The sequence below is a fragment of the Bordetella sp. 2513F2 genome (assembly GCF_054642735.1).
Window position 1 is genome coordinate 1,694,785 of record NZ_CM137755.1, and the last position, 21,728, is coordinate 1,716,512.

General features: G+C 69.8%; 22 protein-coding genes. 10 read left to right on the plus strand and 12 right to left on the minus strand.

The window, feature by feature from the left end:
• The first annotated feature begins 16 nt into the window (after positions 1 to 16).
• Positions 17 to 1,279, plus strand: coding sequence for a M20/M25/M40 family metallo-hydrolase (locus ACYBYQ_RS08040; RefSeq protein WP_459618224.1), 1,263 nt, complete (start codon positions 17 to 19; stop codon positions 1,277 to 1,279).
• Here the strand turns inward: ACYBYQ_RS08040 and puuE are convergent.
• Together puuE and ACYBYQ_RS08050 are read right to left on the minus strand one after the other, a co-directional pair.
• The gene (gene puuE / locus ACYBYQ_RS08045) at positions 1,276 to 2,220 is read right to left on the minus strand and encodes an allantoinase PuuE (protein WP_459618225.1); all 945 of its coding nucleotides are present in this window, start codon (positions 2,218 to 2,220) and stop codon (positions 1,276 to 1,278) included. The two genes, ACYBYQ_RS08040 and puuE, sit on opposite strands and share 4 nt — an antisense overlap.
• On the minus strand, positions 2,217 to 3,494 hold the full coding sequence (locus ACYBYQ_RS08050; protein ID WP_459618226.1) for an allantoate amidohydrolase: 1,278 nt from the start codon (positions 3,492 to 3,494) through the stop codon (positions 2,217 to 2,219). The genes puuE and ACYBYQ_RS08050 overlap by 4 nt, the downstream gene beginning before the upstream one ends.
• Positions 3,495 to 3,666: 172 nt before the next feature.
• Between ACYBYQ_RS08050 and ACYBYQ_RS08055 the strand changes: the two genes are divergently transcribed.
• The 4 genes from ACYBYQ_RS08055 (at position 3,667) to ACYBYQ_RS08070 (ending at position 7,502) form a co-directional block, all read left to right on the plus strand.
• Positions 3,667 to 4,566, plus strand: a complete 900-nt coding sequence (locus ACYBYQ_RS08055; protein ID WP_459618227.1) for a LysR substrate-binding domain-containing protein — start codon at positions 3,667 to 3,669, stop codon at positions 4,564 to 4,566.
• Positions 4,567 to 4,770: 204 nt separating this feature from the next.
• Positions 4,771 to 5,751, plus strand: a complete 981-nt coding sequence (locus ACYBYQ_RS08060) for a Bug family tripartite tricarboxylate transporter substrate binding protein (protein WP_459618228.1) — start codon at positions 4,771 to 4,773, stop codon at positions 5,749 to 5,751.
• Positions 5,752 to 5,810: 59 nt separating this feature from the next.
• Positions 5,811 to 7,172, plus strand: a complete 1,362-nt coding sequence (locus ACYBYQ_RS08065; protein ID WP_459618229.1) for an acyclic terpene utilization AtuA family protein — start codon at positions 5,811 to 5,813, stop codon at positions 7,170 to 7,172.
• Between the two features lie 3 nt (positions 7,173 to 7,175).
• Positions 7,176 to 7,502 (plus strand): DUF4387 domain-containing protein, encoded by a 327-nt coding sequence (locus ACYBYQ_RS08070; protein WP_459618230.1) that lies wholly within the window; start codon positions 7,176 to 7,178, stop codon positions 7,500 to 7,502.
• A 32-nt stretch (positions 7,503 to 7,534) separates the two neighbouring features.
• Here ACYBYQ_RS08070 and ACYBYQ_RS08075 read toward each other — a convergent pair whose 3' ends face one another.
• The gene (locus tag ACYBYQ_RS08075) at positions 7,535 to 8,092 is read right to left on the minus strand and encodes a hypothetical protein (protein WP_459618231.1); all 558 of its coding nucleotides are present in this window, start codon (positions 8,090 to 8,092) and stop codon (positions 7,535 to 7,537) included.
• Between the two features lie 172 nt (positions 8,093 to 8,264).
• Between ACYBYQ_RS08075 and ACYBYQ_RS08080 the strand changes: the two genes are divergently transcribed.
• Complete coding sequence (locus ACYBYQ_RS08080) at positions 8,265 to 8,456, plus strand: YqaE/Pmp3 family membrane protein (protein ID WP_459618232.1); 192 nt, start codon at positions 8,265 to 8,267, stop codon at positions 8,454 to 8,456.
• Between the two features lie 33 nt (positions 8,457 to 8,489).
• On the opposite strand, the gene ACYBYQ_RS08085 is transcribed toward ACYBYQ_RS08080, so the two are convergent.
• Both ACYBYQ_RS08085 and ACYBYQ_RS08090 read right to left on the minus strand, forming a co-directional pair.
• The gene (locus ACYBYQ_RS08085) at positions 8,490 to 8,837 is read right to left on the minus strand and encodes a GFA family protein (protein ID WP_459618233.1); all 348 of its coding nucleotides are present in this window, start codon (positions 8,835 to 8,837) and stop codon (positions 8,490 to 8,492) included.
• 71 nt (positions 8,838 to 8,908) lie between these two features.
• Positions 8,909 to 10,345, minus strand: coding sequence for a DHA2 family efflux MFS transporter permease subunit (locus tag ACYBYQ_RS08090; RefSeq protein WP_459618234.1), 1,437 nt, complete (start codon positions 10,343 to 10,345; stop codon positions 8,909 to 8,911).
• 100 nt (positions 10,346 to 10,445) lie between these two features.
• On the opposite strand from ACYBYQ_RS08090, the gene ACYBYQ_RS08095 reads away from it, so the two are divergent.
• Together ACYBYQ_RS08095 and ACYBYQ_RS08100 are read left to right on the plus strand one after the other, a co-directional pair.
• On the plus strand, positions 10,446 to 11,048 hold the full coding sequence (locus tag ACYBYQ_RS08095; protein ID WP_459618235.1) for an LON peptidase substrate-binding domain-containing protein: 603 nt from the start codon (positions 10,446 to 10,448) through the stop codon (positions 11,046 to 11,048).
• Entirely contained in the window at positions 11,045 to 11,830 is a 786-nt protein-coding gene (locus tag ACYBYQ_RS08100; RefSeq protein ID WP_459618236.1) for a ParB N-terminal domain-containing protein, read from the plus strand. Before ACYBYQ_RS08095 ends, ACYBYQ_RS08100 begins: the two co-directional genes overlap by 4 nt.
• Positions 11,831 to 11,845: 15 nt before the next feature.
• Here ACYBYQ_RS08100 and ACYBYQ_RS08105 read toward each other — a convergent pair whose 3' ends face one another.
• From ACYBYQ_RS08105 to gorA, 7 genes are all read right to left on the minus strand, one after another.
• Positions 11,846 to 12,793, minus strand: coding sequence for an AraC family transcriptional regulator (locus tag ACYBYQ_RS08105; RefSeq protein ID WP_459618237.1), 948 nt, complete (start codon positions 12,791 to 12,793; stop codon positions 11,846 to 11,848).
• Positions 12,794 to 12,806: 13 nt separating this feature from the next.
• The gene (locus tag ACYBYQ_RS08110) at positions 12,807 to 13,826 is read right to left on the minus strand and encodes an XdhC family protein (protein ID WP_459618238.1); all 1,020 of its coding nucleotides are present in this window, start codon (positions 13,824 to 13,826) and stop codon (positions 12,807 to 12,809) included.
• A 15-nt stretch (positions 13,827 to 13,841) separates the two neighbouring features.
• A complete protein-coding gene (locus ACYBYQ_RS08115; protein ID WP_459618239.1) occupies positions 13,842 to 16,085 on the minus strand; it encodes a xanthine dehydrogenase family protein molybdopterin-binding subunit in 2,244 nt (747 codons plus the stop codon).
• Between the two features lie 10 nt (positions 16,086 to 16,095).
• Positions 16,096 to 16,554, minus strand: a complete 459-nt coding sequence (locus ACYBYQ_RS08120) for a (2Fe-2S)-binding protein (protein WP_459618240.1) — start codon at positions 16,552 to 16,554, stop codon at positions 16,096 to 16,098.
• A 155-nt stretch (positions 16,555 to 16,709) separates the two neighbouring features.
• Positions 16,710 to 17,051 (minus strand): I78 family peptidase inhibitor, encoded by a 342-nt coding sequence (locus ACYBYQ_RS08125; RefSeq protein ID WP_459618241.1) that lies wholly within the window; start codon positions 17,049 to 17,051, stop codon positions 16,710 to 16,712.
• Between the two features lie 36 nt (positions 17,052 to 17,087).
• Positions 17,088 to 18,209: a 3-deoxy-7-phosphoheptulonate synthase gene (locus ACYBYQ_RS08130; RefSeq protein WP_459618242.1), complete on the minus strand. Its 1,122-nt coding sequence runs from the start codon at positions 18,207 to 18,209 to the stop codon at positions 17,088 to 17,090.
• A gap of 1,271 nt (positions 18,210 to 19,480) precedes the next feature.
• Positions 19,481 to 20,836 carry a glutathione-disulfide reductase gene (gorA, locus tag ACYBYQ_RS08135; RefSeq protein WP_459618243.1) on the minus strand — a complete coding sequence of 452 codons (1,356 nt, stop codon included), beginning with the start codon at positions 20,834 to 20,836 and terminating at the stop codon, positions 19,481 to 19,483.
• A 179-nt stretch (positions 20,837 to 21,015) separates the two neighbouring features.
• Between gorA and ACYBYQ_RS08140 the strand changes: the two genes are divergently transcribed.
• Positions 21,016 to 21,315 (plus strand): hypothetical protein, encoded by a 300-nt coding sequence (locus tag ACYBYQ_RS08140; protein WP_459618244.1) that lies wholly within the window; start codon positions 21,016 to 21,018, stop codon positions 21,313 to 21,315.
• Between the two features lie 19 nt (positions 21,316 to 21,334).
• The gene (locus ACYBYQ_RS08145; protein WP_459618245.1) at positions 21,335 to 21,712 is read left to right on the plus strand and encodes a DUF2784 domain-containing protein; all 378 of its coding nucleotides are present in this window, start codon (positions 21,335 to 21,337) and stop codon (positions 21,710 to 21,712) included.
• The last annotated feature ends 16 nt before the right edge of the window (positions 21,713 to 21,728 follow it).

The window sequence follows — 21,728 nt, forward strand, 5'->3', positions numbered from 1 at the left end:
CGTTTCCGGAGCCCCGATGTCTGTCCCGTCCGCCACCCTCATCACGCAATTCCTGGATGCCCAGCGCGCCGACCAGGCCGGTTTCCTGCGGGAACTGGTGCGCGTGCCGTCCGACAATCCACCCGGCGACTGCGCGCCGCACGCGGCGCGCGCCCGGGCGCTGCTGGAGGCGCTGGGGCTGCCGGTGCAGGCGGTGGAGGTCCCCGCCGACCAGGCGCGGGCGAACGGCATGGTCTCGGCCACCAATCTCATCGTGCGCCATGTATTCGGCCCGGGCCCCGTGGTGGCCCTCAATGCGCACGGCGACGTGGTGCCGCCCGGGGAGGGCTGGCGATACGACCCGTATGGCGGCGAGATCGTCGACGACCCGCAGTACGGGCCGGTGATGCTGGGCCGGGGCGTGGCCGTGTCCAAATCGGACTTCGCCACCTATACCTGGGCGCTGCTGGCGCTGCGCGCGGCGCAGGCGCAGGGCGTGGCGGCCTATCGCGGCACCGTCGAACTGCACTTCACCTACGACGAGGAAGCCGGCGGCGGCATCGGCCCGGCGCTCCTGCTCGAGAGCGGCTTGAGCAAGCCCGACCTGGCGCTGTCGGCCGGGTTCTCGTACGGCATCGTGTCGGCGCACAACGGCTGCCTGCACGTGGAAGTCATCGTGCGCGGCAAGCAGGCCCACGCCGCCATGCCGCACACCGGCGCCGATGCGCTCGAGGCCAGCACGCACATATTGCAGGCGCTGTACCGCCATCGCGCCAGGCTGGCGCAGAGGCATTCGGCCACGCCCGGCATCGACAGCCCGGCCCTCACCGTGGGGCTGATCCAGGGCGGCATCAACACCAACGTCGTGCCCGACCTGGTGCGCTTTCGCATCGATCGCCGCATGATCCCCGAGGAAAGCGGCTTCGATGCCGAGGGCGAGCTGCGCGACATCATCCTGCAGGCGGCCGCGGGCATGCCGGGCATCGAAGTGGACGTGCGGCGCATCATGCAGGCCGAGCCGCTGGCCGAGCTGCCGGGCGTGGAGCGCCTGATCGGGCCGCTCAAGGCCCATGCCGAGCGCGTATTCGGCGTGGAGATTCCCGTGCACGGCGTGCCGCTCTACACCGATGCGCGGCATTACACGCGTCATGGGGTGCCCACCGTGCTGTACGGCGCCGGCCCGCGCACCCTGATGGAAGCCCGCGGGCACAACTCCGACGAGAACCTGCGCCTGAACGACCTCTACAAGGCCACCCGCGTGGTGGCGCTCACGCTGGACGAACTGCTGTCGACTCCTTAGGTGTCTGACACCGAAGTCGCCGGAGCGGGATGCCGGCTGCGCCAGTGGCGCGCGATGTCGATGCGGCGCGCCACCCATACGTGCTCGTGCCTGCCGATGTGATCGAGGAAGCGCTGCAGGCCGGCCAGGCGGCCAGGACGGCCGAGGAGCCGGCAATGCATGCCCACCGACATCATGCGCGGCGTGTCGGCCCCTTCGGCATACAGCACGTCGAAGCTGTCGCGCAGGTACTCGAAGAAGTGCTGCGCCGTGTTGAAGCCTTGCGGCGTGGCGAAGCGCATGTCGTTGGCGTCGAGGGTGTACGGCACGATGAGCCGCGGCTCGGCGGTGCCCGCGATCTCCGGCGGCATCCAGAAGGGCAGGTCGTCGCCGTAGTAGTCGCTGTCGTATTCGTAGCCGCCCAGTTCGGCAAGCAGGCGGCGCGTGTTGGGGCTGTCGCGGCCGGTGTACCAGCCCAGCGGCCAGGCTCCGCCGGTGAGGCGCCGTATGCTTTCCGTGGCCTGGCGCATGTGCTCGCGCTCCACGTCTTCGGGCACGTCCTGGTAGTGGATCCAGCGCAGGCCGTGGCTGGCGATCTCGTGGCCGGCCTCCAGGAACGCGGCGGTGACCTCCGGGTTGCGCTCCAGGGCCATGGCCACGCCGAACACCGTGAGCGGCAGGCCGCGGCGCTCGAACTCGCGCAGGATGCGCCATACGCCCGCACGCGAGCCGTATTCGTAGATGGATTCCATGCTCATGTGGCGCGCCGGGTAGGCCTCCGCGCCCACGATCTCCGACAGGAACCGTTCGGATGCCGGGTCGCCGTGCAGTACGCAGTTTTCCGCGCCTTCTTCGTAGTTCAGCACGAACTGCACCGCGATGCGGGCGCCGCCGGGCCAGTCCGGGTTCGGCGGACGGCGGCCGTAGCCGACGAGGTCGCGCGGATAGCCGGGTGGGATCACTGGCCGCCCTCCGCGTCGATGCGCGCCAGGCCGTGCAGGAATCCCTCCACGGCGCGGCCGGCCAGTTCAGCATCCTCGGCCGTCATGGTCTCCAGCGGGTTGTGGCTGATCCCGCCATTGCCGCAGCGCACGAACAGCATGCTCATGGGCACGGCGCGGCCGACCAGCATGGCGTCGTGGCCGGCGCCGGAGGGCAGCTCGCGCACGGTGTGCCCCTGGGCTGCCAGCACTTCACGCCAGAGCGCCCGGTGGGCGGGCGCGCAGGGCGAGGCGGCGACGCGCAGGATCTCTTCGGTTTCGCAGGCGATGCCGCGCCGGCCGCAGATGGCGTCGATCTCGTGCGCGATGTCGGCCAGCGCGGCGTCGCGCGTGGCATCGTCCGGCGCGCGCACATCCAGGCTCAGGCGGCACGCGCCGGGAATCACGTTGATGGAGCCGGCGGGCACCTCCAGCACGCCCACGGTGCCGACCAGGCCTTCCGCCGCGCGGCAGCGCGCCTCCACGTAGAGCACGATCTCGGCCGCGGCGCACGCGGCGTCGCGGCGCAGGCTCATGGGCGTGGTGCCGGCATGGCCGGCCATGCCGGTGAGCGTGAGGCGGCGCCGCACGCAGCCCGCGATCGAACTCACCACGCCTAGCGCCAGGCCGGCGTCCAGCAGCACGGGCCCCTGCTCGATGTGGACCTCGAAGAAGTGGCGCAAGCGCCGGGGATCGGCCGCTGCCGAGGCGATGCCCGCGGGATCGAGGCCCGCCGCGAGCATGGCCTCGCGCATGGAGATTCCGTCGGCATCGCGGCGCTCCAGCTGCGTCATGTCGAACTGGCCGATGTAGGCCGAGGAGCCGAGGAAGGTGCTGCCGTAGCGCACGCCTTCCTCCTCGGCGAAGCCGATCACTTCGAGGTGGTAGGGCAGCCGCGCGCCGCGCCGCCGCAGTCCCGCCACCACCGCGATCGGCAACAGGATGCCCAGCCGGCCGTCGTAGCGGCCGCCGTTGCGCACGGTGTCGTAGTGGCTGCCGGTGGCCACCAGGTACGGGTCGGCAACGGCAGGGTCGGCATCATAGCGGCCCACCACGTTGCCCACGGCGTCGTGGCGCACGCTGTCGAACCCCGCTTCGCGCATCCAGGCCGCCAGCTGTTCGGCGGTGGCGCGATGCGCGGGGGTGAGGTAGGTGCAGGTCAGCTGGCCTTCCGCGTCGGACCAGCGCGACAGGCTGTGTGCCCATTCCATCAGGCGCGGGCCATAGGAAAGCGGGGCGGTGGCATCGAAGGGCATCGTAGGGCTCGGGAGTGGATTCCCGGCTATTTAATCGCAATGCACAAAAATTGTGTACAGGAATTCGTGCTGGATTTCCCGGCCACGCCGGTCGGGTGCCGTGCAATCGCCTATAGCCGCTGAGGCTTGGACATGATGAACTGGCGGCCCCGCGATTGCTACAGAGGCCCGAATGAACCTGCGCCAGATAGAAGTATTCCGCGCCGTCATGCTTGCCGGCTCCGTCAGCGGTGCGGCCCAGATGCTGCATGTCTCCCAGCCCGCGGTGAGCCGGCTGATCGCCTATACCGAGCAGCGCCTGGGATTCAGCTTGTTTCAGCGGCTACGCGGGCGCCTGCATCCCACACCGCAGGCGCATCGCCTATACGCCGAGGTGGAGATGCTCTACCAGGGCGTGCAGCGCATCAACGGCTTGGTCGGCGACATGGCGCACGAGCAGGGTGGGACGCTGCGCATCGCATGCAGTCCGAGCCTGGCCTATGCCTTGATTCCCATGGCTGTCGCCTCGTTCGTCCGCGACTGGCCCGATGTCCAGGTGACCGTGGAGAGCATGCTTGCGGACCCCCTGATCGATGCGGTGTTGACGCAACGGGCCGACGTGGCGGTGGCTATTGTGCCGCTGCAGCATCCGCACCTGCAGGTGCACAAGCTGTTCCGCAATCGCGTGGTGGCGGTGCTGCCGCCTCGCCATCGGTTGGCGCGCCTGAAACGCGTGCGGGTCACAGACCTGAGGGACGAGCGCGTCATCGGCTACAGCGCAGGCACCCCGTTGTCGCATGCCATCGGGCGGCTATACGACGGCGCACACCTGGCACCACGCTGGGTGGCTGAGGTGAAACAGACCCAGACCGCCTGCGCGATGGTTCAGCAGGGCATGGGCATCGCCCTGGTGGACGAGCAAGCCCGACTCAGCCAGGCATGGCCGGAACTGGCGATGAGAGACCTTTCGCCGAGCATCGATCTGCAGGTGCGTGTGGGCTACCTGCGCCACCAGCCTTTGCCCACTGTGGTGCAGGCATTCGTCGACCATCTGCAGTCGCTGCGGCATCCATTGCTCGTCGCCGCCAGTTAACTTGGCCATGGCGGGCGGCGTCGGTCAAGCGGCCGTATCCGCTTGCTAGCCCAATACTGGCGCGGCTCTTAATGGGAGGTTATGCGGATTTTCCATATCGGAATACGACATGCGCGAAGCCCCTACCTAGAATGGCCCCAGCCGTCGACGCATGCGGCGCGATGTGGAGCAACAAGCATCCATGCCAATACAAGGGGCCCTTACATGAAGTCTGCATTTTTCTGCGTGCAATTGGCCGTTGCGCTGCTGGGCATCAGTCCCGGCCTGCCCGTACTGGCCCAGAAGGCAAGCTTTCCGGACAGACCTGTGACCATGGTCGTTCCGTATCCCGCAGGCGGTTCGCTGGACACGGTGGGACGGCCACTCACCAGTGCATTCGAAAAGGCCACGGGACAACCGCTGATTCTAGAGAATGTCGGCGGCGCCGGCGGGCTGATCGGCGCGGCCAAAGTGGTGAAGTCGCAGCCCGACGGCACGACGTTGCTGCTGGCCAGCAACGGGCAGGTGACGATAGCGCCGCTCATCTACAAGGATATGGCCTACGATCCCATGAAGGATCTGGTGCCCATCGTGCACTTGGTTGACCAGACGGCCGTGATGTATGCCAGCGCCAAGTCGCCGTACCGCAACTTCGCCGACGTGGTCAGCGCCGCACAAGACGGCAACGGCTTGGAGTTCGCCTCCACGGGCACGGGAAGCATTTCCCATCTGGCCATGGAATTGCTGGCGCGCAAACTAGGCAGCAACTTTGTGCATATTCCCTATCGTGGCGCCGCCCCGGCGCTGCAGGACCTGGCCGGGGGGCAGGTTCCGCTGCTGTTCACTTTTGTCGGATCGGCCAAACCGCTTACCGAGTCGGGAATGGTGCGCCCGCTGGCCGTGGCCGCCCCGCAGCGTCTGCCGGCCCTGCCCGACGTGCCCACGTTCGCGGAGCTGGGCTATCCCGGCGTGGAAGCATCGGTATGGATCGGCCTGATGGCGCCACGAGGCACGCCGCCCGAACGAGTGCAGCGTCTCGCCGGCGTGGTCGATCAGGTGCTGGAGACTCCCGAGTTTCGCCAATTGATGACCAGCAACAACATGGAGATCAAGGGCGGAACGGTGGAGGCCTTCCAAACGATGATGGCGCAGGATGCCCGCCGCTGGGCGGAACTCGCCCGCTCCGTCAACCTTGCCGTCAAGTAGCACGGTATCGAGGCCCACGGAGTCGTGGGCGGTTTCAGCCCTTTTATGCAGGAATTCCGATGAAGCAGATCATAGGCGTGGCGCCGTCCGGCTCCATGGGCAGCGGGTACAACATCGCGTCGTTCAAGCGGGCGATGGACGCCCGGCCGGATTTCATAGGCCAGGATGCGGGGTCCACCGACATGGGGCCGTATTACCATGGTGCCGACAAGCCGTTCCTGCCTCTCTCTGCATATCGCCGCGATCTGGCTATCATGCTGACGGCTGCACGCAGCGCGCGCATCCCTTTGCTGATCGGCTCGGCCATCACCAACGGTTCCAACGTAACGCTGGCGTTGATGGTCGACCTGGTACGCAGCGTGGCTGCCGAGCAGAAGCTCTCGTTCAAGCTGGCGGTGATCTCGGCGGAAATAGACAAAGGATATCTCAAGGGCAAGCTCGAGGCAGGCCCTCTGGCCCCGCTGGGACCACCGCATGCGCTCGACTGCCAGACGATCGATGCCGCTGGCCCCATCGTGGCCCAAATGGGCATGGAGCCTTTCATGCGGGCCCTGGATGCGGGGGCCGAGGTGATCATCGCGGGGCGCGCATGCGACGACGCGGTGTTCGCCGCGCTGCCGGCGCTGAAGGGATTTCCGGTCGGTCTTGCCCTGCATTGCGGCAAGATACTCGAATGCGCAGGCTTGTCCGCCGTGCCGTATGACCTGGGCGAGCCCATGATAGGGCGCATCCGCGAAGACCATTTCGAGGTGGAGCCCGGCAACGCCAATAGCCGCTGCACTACGGTTTCGGTGGCGGGCCATTCCTTGTATGAGCGCAGCGATCCGTTCATGCAGGCCGGCCCGGGCGGCGTGAACGATCTCAGCAAGGCGCGGTTCGAGCAGATGGACGCACGGACCGTCCGCGTCACGGGCAGCGAATACCTGCCCGACGCGCAGTATCGAGTGAAGCTCGAGGGAGCGGAGCAGGTGGGCTATCGCAGCATCGTCGTGGTCGGCATCCGCGACGCCGTGATGATCCGGGAGCTGGATCATGTATACGCGCACGTGCGCGAGCGCGCCGAAGAACGGTTCGACCTCGCCGGAAACGGCATAAGCCTGATGCTGAGAACGTATGGGAGGGATGGTGTGATGGGGGCGCTCGAGCCCGACCTTCATCAGGCCCCGAAGGAGGTGGGCCTGGTGATCGATGCGGTGGCGCCCGACCAGGATACGGCTACCGCGGTCGCCATGTTCACTCGCGGTGTGCTGCAGCACGCCGATTACCCGGGCATATTGACCACAGCGGGCAACATGGCTTATCCGTTCTCACCCTTCGGCATACCGGTGGGGCCTGCGTACCGATTTTCCGTCTATCACCTGATGCCGGTGGGTGATCCATGCGAATGCTTCCCCATTCACTATGAGACGATCAGGAACTGAAGCATGACGAACGCAACCCAACCGCTGACTGCCTACGCAAAGGTAATCCGCAGCAAGAACTCCGGGCCATTCGAGCTGACCTTCGATGTGATGTTCGATGCTGAGCCGCCGTATCAGCACGTGAAGCGCACGGGGGCGATCAATGCGGACAGTGTGGCCAGGGCATTCTCGATACCGCTCGGGGACGTCCTCGTGTGTACTCCTTTTGATGCGGCGCGGGCCTTCAAGATAACCATACGCCGGCCGGTCAGTTCGGGCGACCTGACGGACCGCGACGTATATGGTTGCCAGCAGCATGTGCCCTTGACCAGGCTGGCCATACCTGCCTGACCTGCGGTGGTTCCAGGGACCGGTTTCCCCGATCAGCCGCGGCGCCCCGCCAGGCAGTCCTGCAGGGCGCGCTGGTAGGAATTCACCGACACCTGCGTGGTCCAGCGCGTGTGCATGGCCGGATCGTAGCCGCTGTAATTCACGGCCGCCCGGTGGCAGTCGGTTTCGGCCGGCGTCGCTGCCGAGGCGTTCAGCGGGGCGGAGCTGGCCGCAGGCCCGTCTACCGGCGCGGGCGGCGCCGCGTAGCCGGGGTCCACGGGATAGCCGGTGGGCGCGTTGGGGTCGGCGCCGTACGACGGGGCGTACTGGCCGTAGTCGTTCCCGGAGTAATACGGAGGCGGCGGGGAATAGGGCACTTCCGGATAGTCGGGCTCGGCGGTGGCGGCCAGGTACAGGCCGGCGCCCACGAGGGCCAAGGCGCCGATTCCCCACCAGTCGGTGCCGCCGTGGTAGTGGCCATGATGGTGGTGATATCCGTGGCCATGATGGCCCCAGCCGCGTCCGGCCTGGGCGGGGGCGACCAGGGTGGTGGCAAGGGCCGCGCCGGCCAGCGCGGTGGCGGCGATGCGCCGCAGGATGAGCGGTTTCATGCGTGACTCCAGGGGCGGGCGCAGCCCGCCTGTACCTGCCACTTTACTCCGGCCGGCCATGGCCCCGCCCCACAAAATGTGTCAAGTTGCAGGTGCGCCGGAGACTGCGGTGATGCCCGGCTGAGCGCCACGTTATGATGGAATGTCCTTCAATCCGGAGCCTCTGTCCGTCATGCGACTGCTACTCGCGATCTTCCTGCCTTTCATGGTGTTTTTCACAATCGGCCGCCCCATTGCGGGGATCATCTGCCTGATCCTGCAGATCACCCTGATCGGCTGGATTCCTGCCGCCCTGTGGGCAGTCTATGCCCTGAGCCAGTACAACACCGACAAGAAGATCAAGGGCATGCTCGACGGCCGGTGAGCCTGGCGGCGGCCTCGGGGCCGGCCCGCCATCCTAGGCCGAGCGGCCGTCGAATTCGCGTACGGGCACGCTGGCCAGGTCCACGTCCTCGAGGCAGCGCAGGTTGATGGCGGCCATGGCGGTGCCGTCGGGCGCCTGACCTTCCCCGAAGGGGTGGATGCCGCAGGTCCTGCAGAACCGGTGCTGGATCACGTGCCGGTTGAATGTGTAGGTGGCCAGCGCGTCGTCGGCCGCCTGCACCGACAGGGCGGTGCGGGGCACGAACCACAGCAGCGCCCCCTTGCGGCGGCAGATGGAGCAATTGCACGACAATGCGCCGTCGACCGTGCCTTCCACCTCGAACTGGACGGCCTGGCAGTGGCAGCTTCCGCGGTATTTCATCGTTTCTCTCCGGTGTGGGGGAAGGATCCGGGGCGGCATCCCCGTGCATGGTAAAGCCAGCCCCGGGCGATTCAAACCCCGGGCCCGGCCGCGCCGCTGGCCGGCCTGCCGTCCAGGCGCAGCAGCGCCGCGGCCAGGGCGGCCAGCGCAGCGCAGGCCGCGCCCAGTGCGAAGGCAATGCGATAACCGCCGTGCAGGGCCAGGGCGAGGGCCTCGCCGGATGCGTGAGAAGCCAGGCTGTGCGCCGCCGCCACGCTGGCCAGCACGGCCAGCCCCAGTGCGCCGCCCATCATGAACGCCGTGTTGACCAGCCCCGATGCCAGGCCCGCCTGGTGTTGCGGCACCTCGCCCATGGCGATGAGCAGGATGGGGTTGAAGGCGATGCCGGCGCCCAGGCCCAGCAGCAGCATGCCCGGCAGCACGTGCAGCGCATAGCTGCCCTGCGGATCGGCCAGGGCGAACAGGGCCAGCCCCAGCGTGCCGCATCCCAGTCCGGCCACGAGGGGCAGGCGTACGCCCAGCCGCATCACCAGCCGCGCCGAAATGCCCAGCGAACACGCCGCCATGACGAGGTTGGCCGGCAGGAACGCCAGCCCCACCTGCATGGCGTCGTAGCCCAGCACGCGCTGCATGGTCAGGGCCGAGAGGAAGAACCAGGCGAACATGGCGGCCGCCCAGAGCACGCATATGCCGTTGATGATGGCCAGGTTGCGCAGGCGGAAAAGCGCGAGCGGCACGAGCGGCTCGGCGGCGCGCGACTCGAGAAGGAGGAATGCTGCCAGCAGCACGCCGGCGGCGGCGAGCAGCCCCAGCGTGCGTGCGGAGGCCCAGCCGGCGGCGTTGCCCTCGACCACGGCATAGACCGCCAGCATGAGGGCCAGCGTGATGCTGGCCGCGCCGGCCAGGTCCAGGCGCAGTGGCCCGGCCCGCCTGGCGGCGGACGGCAACAGCCGCAGGCATAGCGCATACACCAGCATGCCGATCGGCACATTGACCAGGAAGATCCAGTGCCAGCTCAGCCGGCTGGTCAGCAACCCGCCCAGCAGCACCCCGATGCTGCCGCCCCCGGCGCACACGAAGCCGTAGACGCCCATGGCCTTGGCGCGCTCCCCGGGCTGGGTGAAGAGGGTGGTGAGCAGCGAGAGCGAGACGGCGGACACCACCGCGCCGCCCAGGCCCTGCACTGCGCGCGCGGCCACCAGCGTGGCGGGCTGGCCGGCCAGCCCGCAGGCGGCCGATGCCAGGGTGAACACCAGCAGTCCGGCCAGGAATACGGGCCGGTGGCCCAGCAGGTCGCCCAGGCGCCCGCCGAGCAGCAGCAGGCCGCCGAAAGTCAGCATGTAGGCATTGACCACCCACACCAGCGAGGCCTCGGTGAAACCCAGGTCTGACTGGATCGAGGGCAGGGCCACGTTGACGATGGTGGTGTCGAGCACGATCATCAGCACGCCCAGGCACACCACGGCCAGGGCCAGCCAGCGTGCGCGGGGGGAGTCGGACAGCGGCATGCGGCGATACGGGACGATGGCAGGGGCGCACACTGTAAACCGGCCGGCGCCTGCTGTCATGATGCGCTGCCGGTGCGGCGCTTTCGTGTCATCATGGGGTATGCAAGAAATACCCCTGTTCCCGCTGAGCAATGCGCTGTTTCCGGACGGCGTGGTCCACCTGCGCGTCTTCGAGGTGCGCTATCTCGACATGATCCGCCGCTGCATCGCCGAGGGCTCGGAGTTCGGCGTCGTGGGCCTGCTGTCCGGCAGCGAGGTGCGCACGCCCGAGGGCGTGCCGGAACTCGCCGCCGTGGGCACCTGCGCCCGCATCCAGCACTGGGAGGCCCCCATGCCGGCGCTGCTCACGCTGTCGTGCGTGGGCACCACGCGTTTTCGCCTGTATGCCAGCCGCCCGGCGAAGTATGGTCTCTGGATGGGCATGGCCGAGCCGCTGGCGGCGCCCGTGGTGCAGCCCGTGCCGCCCGAATTGCAGCCCGCCGCCGATGCGCTCGGGCAGCTCATTGCGGGGATGCAGCGCGAGGGCCTGCCTGCGCAGGCCATGCCCGTGGCGCCGCCGTTCCGTCTGGACGAAAGCGGCTGGGTGGCCGACCGCTGGTGCGAGCTGCTGCCGTTGCCGCAGGCCGAGAAGGCCGAGCTGCTGGCCCTGGACGATCCCATCGAGCGCCTGCGCCGCGTGCAGGCCGCGCTGTCGCAGCCATGACGCTACGCATCGACCCGGATCTGCGCGGCTACATCGATCCGCTCACGCCCGATGAATACGCGGCCCTGGAGCGCAGCCTGCTGGCCGAGGGTTGCCGCGACGCGCTGGTGGTATGGGGCGACCTGCTCGTGGATGGCCACAATCGCTACGAGATCTGCCGCAAGCATGGCATTCCCTATCGCACGATCGCGCACGCGGGATTCCGCGACATGGACGACGTGCGGCTGTGGATGATCGAGAACCACCTGGGGCGCCGCAGCGTGTCGGACTACCAGCGCGGCGTGCTGGCCCTGCGCAAGAAGGAAATCCTGCAGGCGCGGGCGGATGCGGCGGCCGGGCAGGAGACCCCGGTGCCGCTTCCCTCCCGGCAGGAACTGGCCCGCGAGGCGCGGCTCAGCCCGGTGGCGCTGGGCCGCATCGAGAAGATCCGCCAGCAGGCTGTGCCCGAGGTGCAGCGTGCCGTGCAGGCGGGCGGGCTGTCCATCCATGCGGCCGCCGCCGTGGCGGCCCTGCCGCCGGAACGCCAGGTGCGTGCGGTGGATGGCGGGGTTCCGGCGCTGCGCGAGGCGGCGCGCGAAGCCCGTGCCGCACGCCTCGCCGCGCGTCCCGCGCCGCACGTGGAAGTACAGGTGCCGGAAGTCGCCGATGCGGCCGACTATCCCGCGGAACTGGAACGCCTGGCGCGGCGCGTGGCCGAACTCACGCAGGAACGCGATGCACTGAAGAAGAAGGTGGCCCAGCTCACCGTGGCGCTGGCGCAGGCCCGCGCCGAACGCGGCTAGGCAGGCGCGTGGGGTTCAGTATCCCGCGCGCCGCAGGCGCGACACGTCGCGCAGCGGCGGGGCGCCGTACAGCCGGCTGTATTCGCGGCTGAACTGCGAGGCGCTTTCGTAGCCTACGCGGTGCGCGGCCGCGCCGGCGTCGAGCATCTCGGCCAGCATCAGGCGGCGCGCTTCGTGCAGCCGCAGCTGCTTCTGGTACTGCAGCGGGCTCATGGCCGTGACCGACTTGAAATGATGGTGCAGCGAAGACGGGCTCATGTTGACCAGCTGCGCCAGGTGATCGATGCGCAGCGGCTGGGCATAGTGCTGCTTGAGCCACTCGATGGCGCGCGAGATCTGGTGGCTGGGGCCGCCCTGCAGCACGATGTGGCGCAGCCGCGGCCCGAGCGGACCGGTGAGCAGGCGGTAGTGGATCTCGCGTTCGATCAGCGGGGCGAGAATGGGGATGTCGGCCGGCGTGTCGAGCAGCTCGGCCAGGCGCAGCACCGCCTGCAGCAGGCCGCGTTCCAGGCGCGCGGTGGCCAGGCCGCGCCTGTCGGCCAGCGGGGCTTCGGCGCGAGGCGGGCCCAGCTGGCTGATGAGCTCGGCGATGCGCCGCGTGTCCAGGTCCAGCGAGAAGCACAGGTACGGCGTGCCGCTGCTCGCCAGGGTCACGCGCGAGGCGACGGGCAGGTCCACCGAGGTGAGCAGGTAGTCGGCGGTGTTGTACTGGTAGACCTCGTCGCCCAGCTCGACGCGCTTGGCGCCCTGGGCCAGGATGGCCAGCGACGGCCGGTACACCGAGAAGAACGTCTCGGTGGGCTTGCTCCAGCGATAGAACTGCATGCCCGGCACGGCCGTGGTGTGCAGCCCGTCTTGCGGGGCGTGGCGGGAAAGCAGCGCCGCAAGGGCTGCCTGTTCCGGCTGCAGCGCCGCCAGCGCCGCCAGCGCCGGCGGCGTCAGGGTGGACGGATCGGCGCTCATGGGAGGGCGGAACTCAGGCGGGGGCCGCTTGCGGAGCCACGGCCTTGGCCACGCCCACGGCCACTTCCTCGGGCAAGCGCACGCCGTTCTTGCACGCCACGACTTCGGCCAGTATGGACAGGGCGATCTCGGCGGGCGTGCGGCTGCCGATGTACAGGCCGGCGGGGCCGCGCAGGCGCGAGAGCTGGGCGTCTTCGAGGCCGAAGTGCTCGCGCAGGCGCTGCACGCGGCTGGCGTTGTTGGCCCGCGAACCCAGCGCGCCCACGTAGAAGGCGGACGACTGCAGCGCGTGGATGAGGGCCATGTCGTCGAGCTTGGGATCGTGCGTGAGGGCCACGATGGCGGTGCGCGCGTCGGGCTGCATGGCCAGCAGCACATCGTCGGGCATGTCGTGCGTGACATGCACGCCGGGCACGTTCCACTCCTCGCGGTACTCCTCGCGCGGATCGCACACGGTGATGTCGAAGTCCAGTCCCACGGCGATCTCGCACAGATAGCGCGACAGCTGCCCGGCGCCGATCACCAGCAGCCGGTGGCGCGGCCCCAGCACGCAGGCCAGCCGCGCCTCGTCGAGCTGCGGCGGCGCGTCGGCGGGCGCGGCATGCAGCGCGACCCGGCCGGTGGCCATGTCGAGCTCGCGCAGCACGGGGCGCCGCGCCTGCAGCATGTCGACCAGCCCGTCCACCGCGCTGTGCGCCGCCAGGGGCTCGATCACCAGCTGCAGCGTGCCGCCGCAGGGCAGGCCGAAACGGCGCGCGTCTTCGCCGCGCACGCCGTAGGTGACGACGCGCGGCTTGCCGTCGGGGCACAGCGCCGCGATGCCCGCGCGCCGTACCTGGTCGATCAGGTCGTCCTCGATGCAGCCGCCCGACACCGAGCCGCTCACCACGCCGTCGTCGCGGATCGCCATCATCGCGCCCGGCGGGCGCGGCGACGAACCCCAGGTGCGCACCACGGTGAGCAGGGCGGCCTGGCGGTTCTGGCTCATCCAGTTGCGGCAGGCTAGCAGGACGGAGAGATCGGCGGCATGCATGGGGAGGACTCCGGTTCAGGCGGTCTCGAGACGGGTGCCGAAGGGCAGGGTGCGCAGCCGGCGGCCGACCGCAGCATATACCGCGTTGGCGACGGCCGGGGCGATCGGCGGCACGCCGGGTTCGCCCACGCCCGTGGGCGGCGCTTCCGATGGCACGATGTGGACCTCGACTGCCGGCATCTCGTTCATGCGCAGCACCGGGTAGTCGTGGAAATTGCTCTGCTGCACGGCACCGTCCGCCAGTGTAATCGCACCGTGCAGGGCCGCGGCAAGGCCGAAGCCGATGCCGCCCTCCATCTGGGCGCGGACGACGTCGGGATTGATGGCGATGCCGCAATCCACGGCGCAGACGACGCGTTCCACCCTGAGGGCACCGTCTGCGGAGACGGCGACTTCGGCCACCTGCGCCACGATGGTGTTGAATGACTCGTGCACGGCGACGCCGCGCCCGCGCCGCGTGCCGTCGGCCCCGGGGGCCAGCGGCCGCGACCAGCCGGCGCGCTCGGCCGCGAGTTCCAGTACGCGGCGGTGGCGCGGATGCGCCGCCAGCAGGCGGCTGCGATAGGCCACCGGATCGGCGCCGGCCGCCGCGGCGGCTTCGTCGATCAGCGTCTCGGCCGTGTAGGCCGTGTGGGTGTGGCCCACGGAGCGATACCACTGCACCGGCACGCGCACGTCCTGGGGCGAGTGCAGCTCGACCTGGAGGTTGGGCACCGCATAGCGCAGGTCGGCCAGGCCTTCCACCGACGTGGGGTCCACCCCCTCGCGCACCCAGCCCGAGAAGGGCGAGCCGCCCAGGATGGACTGCCCCACCAGCCGCACGTGGCAGGCGCCGGGATCCCCGCGCTCGTCGAGGGCGAGGCGGGCACGGTGCAGGTTGTACGGGCGGTAGTAGCCGGCCCGCATGTCGTCCTCGCGCGTGTAGACCAGTTTGACGGGGGCGTCCGTGCCCTGTTCGCGCGCGGCGCGTGCGATGGCCACGGCTTCGAGCACGTAGTCGGCATGGGGATTGGCGCGCCGCCCGAAACTGCCGCCGGCATACAGCTGGGTCAGGGCGACGCGCTCGGGCGGCAGGCCCAGCAGCCTGGCCACCGCGGCCTGGTCCGGCGTCTGGAATTGCTCGCCGTTCCAGATGTCGCAGCGCTCGTCGGACAGCCGCACCACGCAGTTCAGCGGCTCCATGGCGGCGTGGGCCAGGTAGGGATAGAGGTACTCGGCCTCGATGACGCGGCCGGCCTGCGCCAGCACGCCCTCCGCGTCGCCCCTGCGTGCCGCCACCGTGCCGGGCCGGCCGGCGGCCTCCCGGTATTGCGCCAGCAGGGCGTCGGTGCCGACGCGGTACGCCTTGGACTCGTCCCACTGCACGGCCAGGGCGTCGCGGCCGCGCCAGGCGCTCCAGGTGTTGCTGGCCAGCACCGCCACGCCGCCGCCGCCCATCCCGGTGGCCGGGTACTGCACCACGGCGCGCACGCCGGGCACGGCCAGGGCGGGCGCCGGATCGAAGCCCGCCACGGTGGCGCCGAAGCGCGGCGGCCTGGCCGCCACGGCCACCAGCATGCCGGGCAGCCTGAAATCCTGGGTGAATACCGCGCTGCCGTCGGTCTTGGCCGCGCTGTCGGTGCGCACGAGCCTGTCGCGTCCGATCAGGCGATATCCGGCGGCCGGCTTGAGCGGCGCGTCGGCGGGAACCGGCAGCGCGGCCGCGGCAGCGGCAAGCTGTCCGAAGCGGGCCTCGCGCCCGCTGGCGGCGTGCCGCACCACGCCGTCGCGCACCGTGATGTCTGCGGCCGGCACCTGCCATTGCGCGGCCGCCGCGGCCACCAGCATGGCGCGCGCCGTGGCGCCGGCGCGCCGCATGGGCAGGTAGGAGTCGGCCATGGCCGAGCTGCCGCCCGTGCCCTGCACGCCGCCCAGGGCGGCAGTCTGGTAGCGTTCGGCATCGGCCGGCGCGCCTTCGACGCGGACCTGGTCCCAGGCCGCATCCAGCTCCTCGGCCAGCAGCGTGGCCAGGCCCGTGTAGGAACCCTGGCCCATCTCGAGATGCTTGGCGATCACCGTGACGCTGTCGTCCGTGCCGATGCGCACGAAGGCATTGGGCGCGAACGCCTGCGCGGCGGGCTCGCCGGCCGGCGCGGCGGGATGCGCCAGCGGCGGCAGCGCCAGGCCCAGCAGCAGCCCGCCCGCGCCCTGCACGAAGCGGCGCCGGCTGAGGTTGTGTATGGGCGCGGCGGTTCCGCGCAGCATGTGGGGCGTGTCCATGGATGTCTCCTCAGGCCAGGGCCGCGGCAGCGGCGTGGATGGCTGCGCGGATGCGCACGTAGGTGGCGCAGCGGCAGATGTTGCCGCTCATGGCGTCGTCGATGTCGCGGTCGGTGGGGCGGGGCGTCTGGCGCAGCAGGGCCACGGCGGCCATGATCTGCCCGGACTGGCAATAGCCGCATTGCGCCACGTTGCCTTCGCGCCAGGCGTGTTGCACGGCTTGCCCGATCCGGTCGGCCCCTATGCCTTCGATCGTGACGACCTTCTGGCCGGCCACGGCTTCGGCCGGCGTCACGCAGGAGCGGACCGGGTTGCCCTCGACATGCACCGTACAGGCGCCGCACAGCGCCATGCCGCAGCCGTACTTGGTGCCGGTGAGGTCCGCCGCGTCGCGCAGCGCCCACAGCAAGGGCATCTCGCCGGGTACGTCGAGGGCCTTGGTCTGGCCGTTGATATCGAGGGTGATCATGGTGGCGTCTCCTTCAGGGCGCGGCCGCGGGATCGTGACCCGCGCCAGGTGCGCCTAGGATAGGAAACACCGCCATGCGGCGGCAATGCCGATTACTGTGCGATTCTTGCCTGATCGTGTCGAAGCCGGGTGGAAGCCAGGCTTGCCGGAGCAGTTCAGCCGCAGCGCAGGGCCTCGATGGCGCCGCCGGCATCCAGGATGACGTTGAGGCGGCGCGGATCGTATTCCATGGTCATGACCTCGCCAGGGCGCAATACCCGCAAGGATGCCGAGCCGGATCGCTGGCGCGCGTCTTCGGCAGTGCGTTCGGAATAGGATTGCCCCACCATGTTCTGGATCGACTGCGCGTCGCAGTCGGTTCCCGCGCCGGTGTCGGCGGACGCCTGGGAGGGGCTTTGCGGGGCCTGCGTGTCCGCGCTGCGGGCAGGGCCCTGGGGGTCGGCCGCGCAGGCGGTGAGTCCGGCGACGAGCACGGCGGGAATCAGTTTCCAGTTCATGGGCACTCCTTCATACAGACAAGGGTGGGATGAACATCATAGTAAACGACGGCGCGCGCGCACGGCCTCGGCCAGCTCGTGCAGCAGCGGCTCGGTCTGGGCCCAGCCCAGGCAGGCGTCGGTGATGGACACGCCCGGGCGCAGCGGCACACCGGGCTGGAGGTCCTGGCGGCCGGCTTCCAGGTGGCTCTCGATCATGACGCCGATGATGCGGCGGTCTCCGCCGGCGATCTGCCCGGCGAGATCGCGCGCCACCTCGACCTGGCGTTCGTGCGACTTGTTGGAATTGGCATGCGAACAATCCACCATGACCTGCTGCCGCAGCCCCGCCTTGCCCAGCACCTCGCAGCACGCGTCGATGCTGGCGCGGTCGTAGTTGGTGCCGCGCTTGCCGCCGCGCAGGATGACGTGCGTGTCGTCGTTGCCGCGCGTTTCGAAGATGGCCGCCATGCCCATCTTGGTCATGCCCATGAAGGCATGGCTGGCGCGCGCCGCCACGATCGCGTCGGCCGCCACCTGGATGCCGCCGTCGGTGCCGTTCTTGAAGCCCAGCGGACAGCTCAGGCCCGAGGCCAGCTGACGGTGGCTGGGGCTTTCGGTGGTGCGGGCGCCGATGGCGCCCCAGGCAACGAGGTCGGCGATGTACTGCGGGCTGAGCAGGTCCAGGTACTCGGTGCCGACGGGCAGGCCCAGCCCGCCGATGTCGAGCAGCAGCTCGCGCGCGCGCCGCAGCCCCTCGTTGATGCGGAAGCTGCCGTCCAGGCGGGGATCGTTGATGTAGCCCTTCCAGCCCACCGTGGTGCGGGGCTTCTCGAAATACACGCGCATCACCACCAGCAGATCCTCGCGCAGTTCGGCGGCGGCGGCCGCGAGGCGACGCGCATATTCCATGGCCTGGCCGTGATCGTGGATGGAGCAGGGGCCGACCACGGCGACGAGGCGGTCGCTGCGGCCGTGCAGCACGTCGGCGATGTCGCGGCGCCCCTGTTCCACCTGGCGCTGCAGCGGGGCGGGCATGGGCAGCTCGTCGAGCAGCAGCGCCGGGGAGATCAGCGGCCGCACTGCCCCGATGCGTACGCTGTCGATGTGGGTGGCGTCCTGCGGGGCGTCGGCCTGGCCGACTTCATGGTCATGGGAGGGGTCGTCGATGCGGGTCACGGGGGCTCTGGCGCGCGAAGGATGCAAAAGGGCGATTATCGCATCGCCAGGGTGGGCCGCCTCGCGGCCGGGCTCAGCGCCGGGTAGAGAAGGTGGGCGCCGCGGTGCGCGGGCGGGCGCTGCGCCGGCCAAGGCGTCGGGCTCGGGCGCGCCAGCAGGCGCCCTCGGCCCCCTGCGGGGGCTGCCCCGCCGCCTAAGGCCGCCGCAGCGCCCGCCCGCGCACCGCGGCTCGCAGCGTCTTCATGCGTCGACTACAGGACATCTTCCATGCCGCCGCTCCGGCATATGCAGGCGTTTGCGCCTCATGAGAACTTGACGCAGGCAGCGTGGGGCCGGGGCCTGTTCTTTCGCTGACGGGTAAATGAAGGTGGACGCCACGGCACGCGGGCGGGCGCTGCGCCGGCCGAAGCGTCGGGCTCGGGCGCGCCATCAGGCGCCCTCGGCCCCCTGCGGGGGCTGCCCCGCCGCCTAAGGCCGCCGCAGCGCCCGCCCGCGCACCGCGGCTCGCAGCGTCTTCATGCGTCGACTACAGGACATCTTCCATGCCGCCGCTCCGGCATATGCAGGTGTGTGCACCGCATGAGATCTGACGCAGCCAGCGTGGGGCAGGCCTCGGCTCGGCCAGTCAGGCGGGAGGGAAGCCGAAGGCCGAGGGCGCCTTCTGGCGCGCCCGAGCCGAGCGCCGTGGCCGGGCCGAGGCCCGCCCCGCGCTGGCGGATGAAGAACACAAACGCAGCAAAACCACCGGCAGCCGCACCTATCACCTATTGCACCGGCGTATGCACGACGGAAGACCTTCCACGCCCCCGCTCCGGCATATGCGGGTGTTTGCACCGCATGAGATTTGACGCAGCCAGCGTGGGGCTGGCCTCGGCTCGGCCAGTCAGGCGGGAGGGAAGCCGAAGGCCGAGGGCGCCTTCTGGCGCGCCCGAGCCGAGCGCCGTGGCCGGGCTAAGGCCCGCCCCGCGCTGGCGGATGAAGAACACAAACGCAGCAAAACCACCGGCAGCCGCACCTATTGCACCGGCGTATGCACGACGGGAGACCTTCCATGCCGCCGCTCCGGCATATGCGGGTGTTTGCACCGCATGAGATTTGACGCAGCCAGCGTGGGGCAGGCCCCGGCCCGGCCAGTCAGGCGGGAGGGAAGCCGAAGGCCGAGGGCGCCTTCTGGCGCGCCCGAGCCGAGCGCCGTGGCCGGGCCGGGGCCTGCCCCGCGCTGGCGGGTAAAGAACCCCGACACGGCACAGCACCCGCCAAATACCAGCAACCTACTGTACTGGCGTACGCATGGTGACGAACTCCTCGGCCGCCGTGGGATGGATACCGATGGTCTCGTCGAAGATCCGCTTGGTGGCGCCGGCCTTCAGGGCCACGGCCAGGCCCTGGACGATCTCGCCCGCGTCCGGCCCCACCATGTGGCAGCCCAGCACGCGGTCGGTGGCGGCGTCGACCACCAGCTTCATCAGGCTGCGCTCCTGGTCGTCCGTGAGCGTGAGCTTCATGGGGCGGAAGCGGCTCTCGTACAGCTTCACGTCGTAGCCGGCTTCGCGCGCGGCCTCGGTGGTCAGGCCCACCGTGCCGATGTTGGGCAGGCTGAACACCGCCGTGGGCACCAGGTCATAGTCCACCTTGCGGTATTCCTCGGGGCGGAACAGCCGGCGCGCGATGGCCATGCCTTCGGCCAGCGCCACGGGGGTGAGGGGGATGCGGTTGATCACGTCGCCGAGTGCCAGGATGGAGGGTTCGGCGGTGCGGTACTCGTCATCGACCACGATGAAGCCCTCCTCGTCGAAGGTGACGCCGGTGTTTTCCAGCCCCAGGCCGTCCGTCATGGCGCGCCGGCCGGTGGCGTAGAACACGCAATCGGTGTCGATCTGTTCGCCGCTCTTGAGCGTGACGCGCAAGGTGCCGTCGGCCTGGCGGTCGATGCGGGCTGCTTCGGCGTTGAAGCGCAGGTCCAGGCCCTTCCTGACCAGCTCGTCGCGCAGGTGTTGGCGCACGCTGCCGTCGAAGCCGCGCAGGAACAGCTCGCCGCGGTAGAGCTGGGTGACTTCGGCGCCCATGCCATGGAAGATGGAGGCGAACTCCACGGCAATGTAGCCGCCGCCGACCACCACCACGCGGCGCGGCAGGCGCTCGAGGTAGAAGGCTTCGTTGGACGTGATGGCGTGCTCGCGGCCGGGCAGGTCCGGCACCATGGGCCAGCTGCCCGTGGCCACCAGGATATGGGCGGCGGTATGGCGCCGGCCATTGACTTCCACGGTATGCGGGTCGACGATGCGGGCGTGGCCTTCGTGCAGGGTGACGCCGCTGTTGACCAGCAGGTTGCGGTAGATGCCGTTGAGCCGCTCGATCTCCCGGTTCTTGTTGGCGATGAGGGTAGGCCAGTCGAACACGGGTTCGCCGGTCGTCCAGCCGAAGCCGGAGGCATGGGCGAAATCCTCGGCGTAATGGGCGCCGTACACCAGCAGTTTCTTGGGCACGCAGCCCACGTTCACGCAGGTGCCGCCCAGGTAGCGGCTCTCGGCCACGGCCACGCGCGCGCCGAAGCCGGCCGCGAAGCGCGAGGCGCGCACGCCGCCCGAGCCGGCGCCTATCACGTAAAGATCGAAATCGAAATCCATGCGGGTCCTCTGGCGCCGGGAGCGGCGCCTGTATTGCAAGCTGTGACGGAGCCCGTATTAAACCTCCAAATCCGCCAGCGCGCGGAGCGGGCGCCGGCGGCCCGGGCCGTATTTGGGATATAACTGCGCTCGGGGCCCGCGGCGAGGCGCGGGCCCATCGGATGCCGCAATGGAGTCGCATGCAGACAGAATCGAGTTTCTTCGGGTCCCTGGGCGCCATGCTCGGGGAAGTGATCCGTGCCATCGTGGGCGCCCTGCAGGCCGTGTTCGGCGGGCTGGGTTCAGCCCTGGGGGATTTCTTTTCGGGCATGGCCGCTGCGCTGGGCATGAGCCCTTCGGTGTTCAACTTCGGCCTCCTGGTTCTGGGGCTGCTGCTGCTCTGGGCCGCGCTGCGCGCCTTCATGGGGCGCGCCATCGTCGCCGGCCTGTTCTGGCTGGTGCTGGCCATCTTGCTGCTGGGCGGCCTGATCGGCGGCTGAGGCGGCCGCACGCATATCCATGGGCATCTACCGCCTGCTGGCCGACCTGACGCTGTCGCTGCATGCCGCCTTCATCCTGTTCGTGGCGGTCGGCGGCGTGCTGGTGTGGCTGCGCCCCAGGCTGGCCTGGCTGCACGTGCCGGCGGTGCTGTGGGGCGGCAGCATCATGCTGTTCGGCGGCATCTGCCCGCTCACGCTGCTGGAGAACCATTGGCGCCGCCTGGCCGGGGAGGCGGGCTATCCGGGCGGGTTCATCGAGCATTACCTGCAGGCGCTGATCTATCCGCGCGGCCTCACGCGCGGCGCGCAGGCCGCGCTGGGCGTGGCGGTGCTGGTTTTCAACCTGGCGGTGTATGGCGGGCTGTGGTGGCGCCGCCGCAGGCGGGGCCGGCGCTGAACCCGCGGGCGGCCCG

Excerpts from the sequence above, each read along its gene's own strand:
- ACYBYQ_RS08100 (WP_459618236.1), top strand. The coding sequence starts at position 11,045 with ATGACGCTACGCATCGACCCGGATCTGCGCGGCTACATCGATCCGCTC.
- ACYBYQ_RS08075 (WP_459618231.1), bottom strand. The coding sequence starts at position 8,092 with ATGAAACCGCTCATCCTGCGGCGCATCGCCGCCACCGCGCTGGCCGGC.
- ACYBYQ_RS08125 (WP_459618241.1), bottom strand. The coding sequence starts at position 17,051 with ATGAACTGGAAACTGATTCCCGCCGTGCTCGTCGCCGGACTCACCGCC.
- ACYBYQ_RS08105 (WP_459618237.1), bottom strand. The coding sequence starts at position 12,793 with ATGAGCGCCGATCCGTCCACCCTGACGCCGCCGGCGCTGGCGGCGCTG.
- ACYBYQ_RS08115 (WP_459618239.1), bottom strand. The coding sequence starts at position 16,085 with ATGGACACGCCCCACATGCTGCGCGGAACCGCCGCGCCCATACACAAC.
- ACYBYQ_RS08055 (WP_459618227.1), top strand. The coding sequence starts at position 3,667 with ATGAACCTGCGCCAGATAGAAGTATTCCGCGCCGTCATGCTTGCCGGC.
- ACYBYQ_RS08095 (WP_459618235.1), top strand. The coding sequence starts at position 10,446 with ATGCAAGAAATACCCCTGTTCCCGCTGAGCAATGCGCTGTTTCCGGAC.
- ACYBYQ_RS08120 (WP_459618240.1), bottom strand. The coding sequence starts at position 16,554 with ATGATCACCCTCGATATCAACGGCCAGACCAAGGCCCTCGACGTACCC.
- ACYBYQ_RS08080 (WP_459618232.1), top strand. The coding sequence starts at position 8,265 with ATGCGACTGCTACTCGCGATCTTCCTGCCTTTCATGGTGTTTTTCACA.
- ACYBYQ_RS08070 (WP_459618230.1), top strand. The coding sequence starts at position 7,176 with ATGACGAACGCAACCCAACCGCTGACTGCCTACGCAAAGGTAATCCGC.
- ACYBYQ_RS08085 (WP_459618233.1), bottom strand. The coding sequence starts at position 8,837 with ATGAAATACCGCGGAAGCTGCCACTGCCAGGCCGTCCAGTTCGAGGTG.
- ACYBYQ_RS08065 (WP_459618229.1), top strand. The coding sequence starts at position 5,811 with ATGAAGCAGATCATAGGCGTGGCGCCGTCCGGCTCCATGGGCAGCGGG.
- ACYBYQ_RS08140 (WP_459618244.1), top strand. The coding sequence starts at position 21,016 with ATGCAGACAGAATCGAGTTTCTTCGGGTCCCTGGGCGCCATGCTCGGG.
- ACYBYQ_RS08040 (WP_459618224.1), top strand. The coding sequence starts at position 17 with ATGTCTGTCCCGTCCGCCACCCTCATCACGCAATTCCTGGATGCCCAG.
- ACYBYQ_RS08145 (WP_459618245.1), top strand. The coding sequence starts at position 21,335 with ATGGGCATCTACCGCCTGCTGGCCGACCTGACGCTGTCGCTGCATGCC.
- ACYBYQ_RS08060 (WP_459618228.1), top strand. The coding sequence starts at position 4,771 with ATGAAGTCTGCATTTTTCTGCGTGCAATTGGCCGTTGCGCTGCTGGGC.
- ACYBYQ_RS08050 (WP_459618226.1), bottom strand. The coding sequence starts at position 3,494 with ATGCCCTTCGATGCCACCGCCCCGCTTTCCTATGGCCCGCGCCTGATG.
- gorA (WP_459618243.1), bottom strand. The coding sequence starts at position 20,836 with ATGGATTTCGATTTCGATCTTTACGTGATAGGCGCCGGCTCGGGCGGC.
- ACYBYQ_RS08110 (WP_459618238.1), bottom strand. The coding sequence starts at position 13,826 with ATGCATGCCGCCGATCTCTCCGTCCTGCTAGCCTGCCGCAACTGGATG.
- ACYBYQ_RS08090 (WP_459618234.1), bottom strand. The coding sequence starts at position 10,345 with ATGCCGCTGTCCGACTCCCCCCGCGCACGCTGGCTGGCCCTGGCCGTG.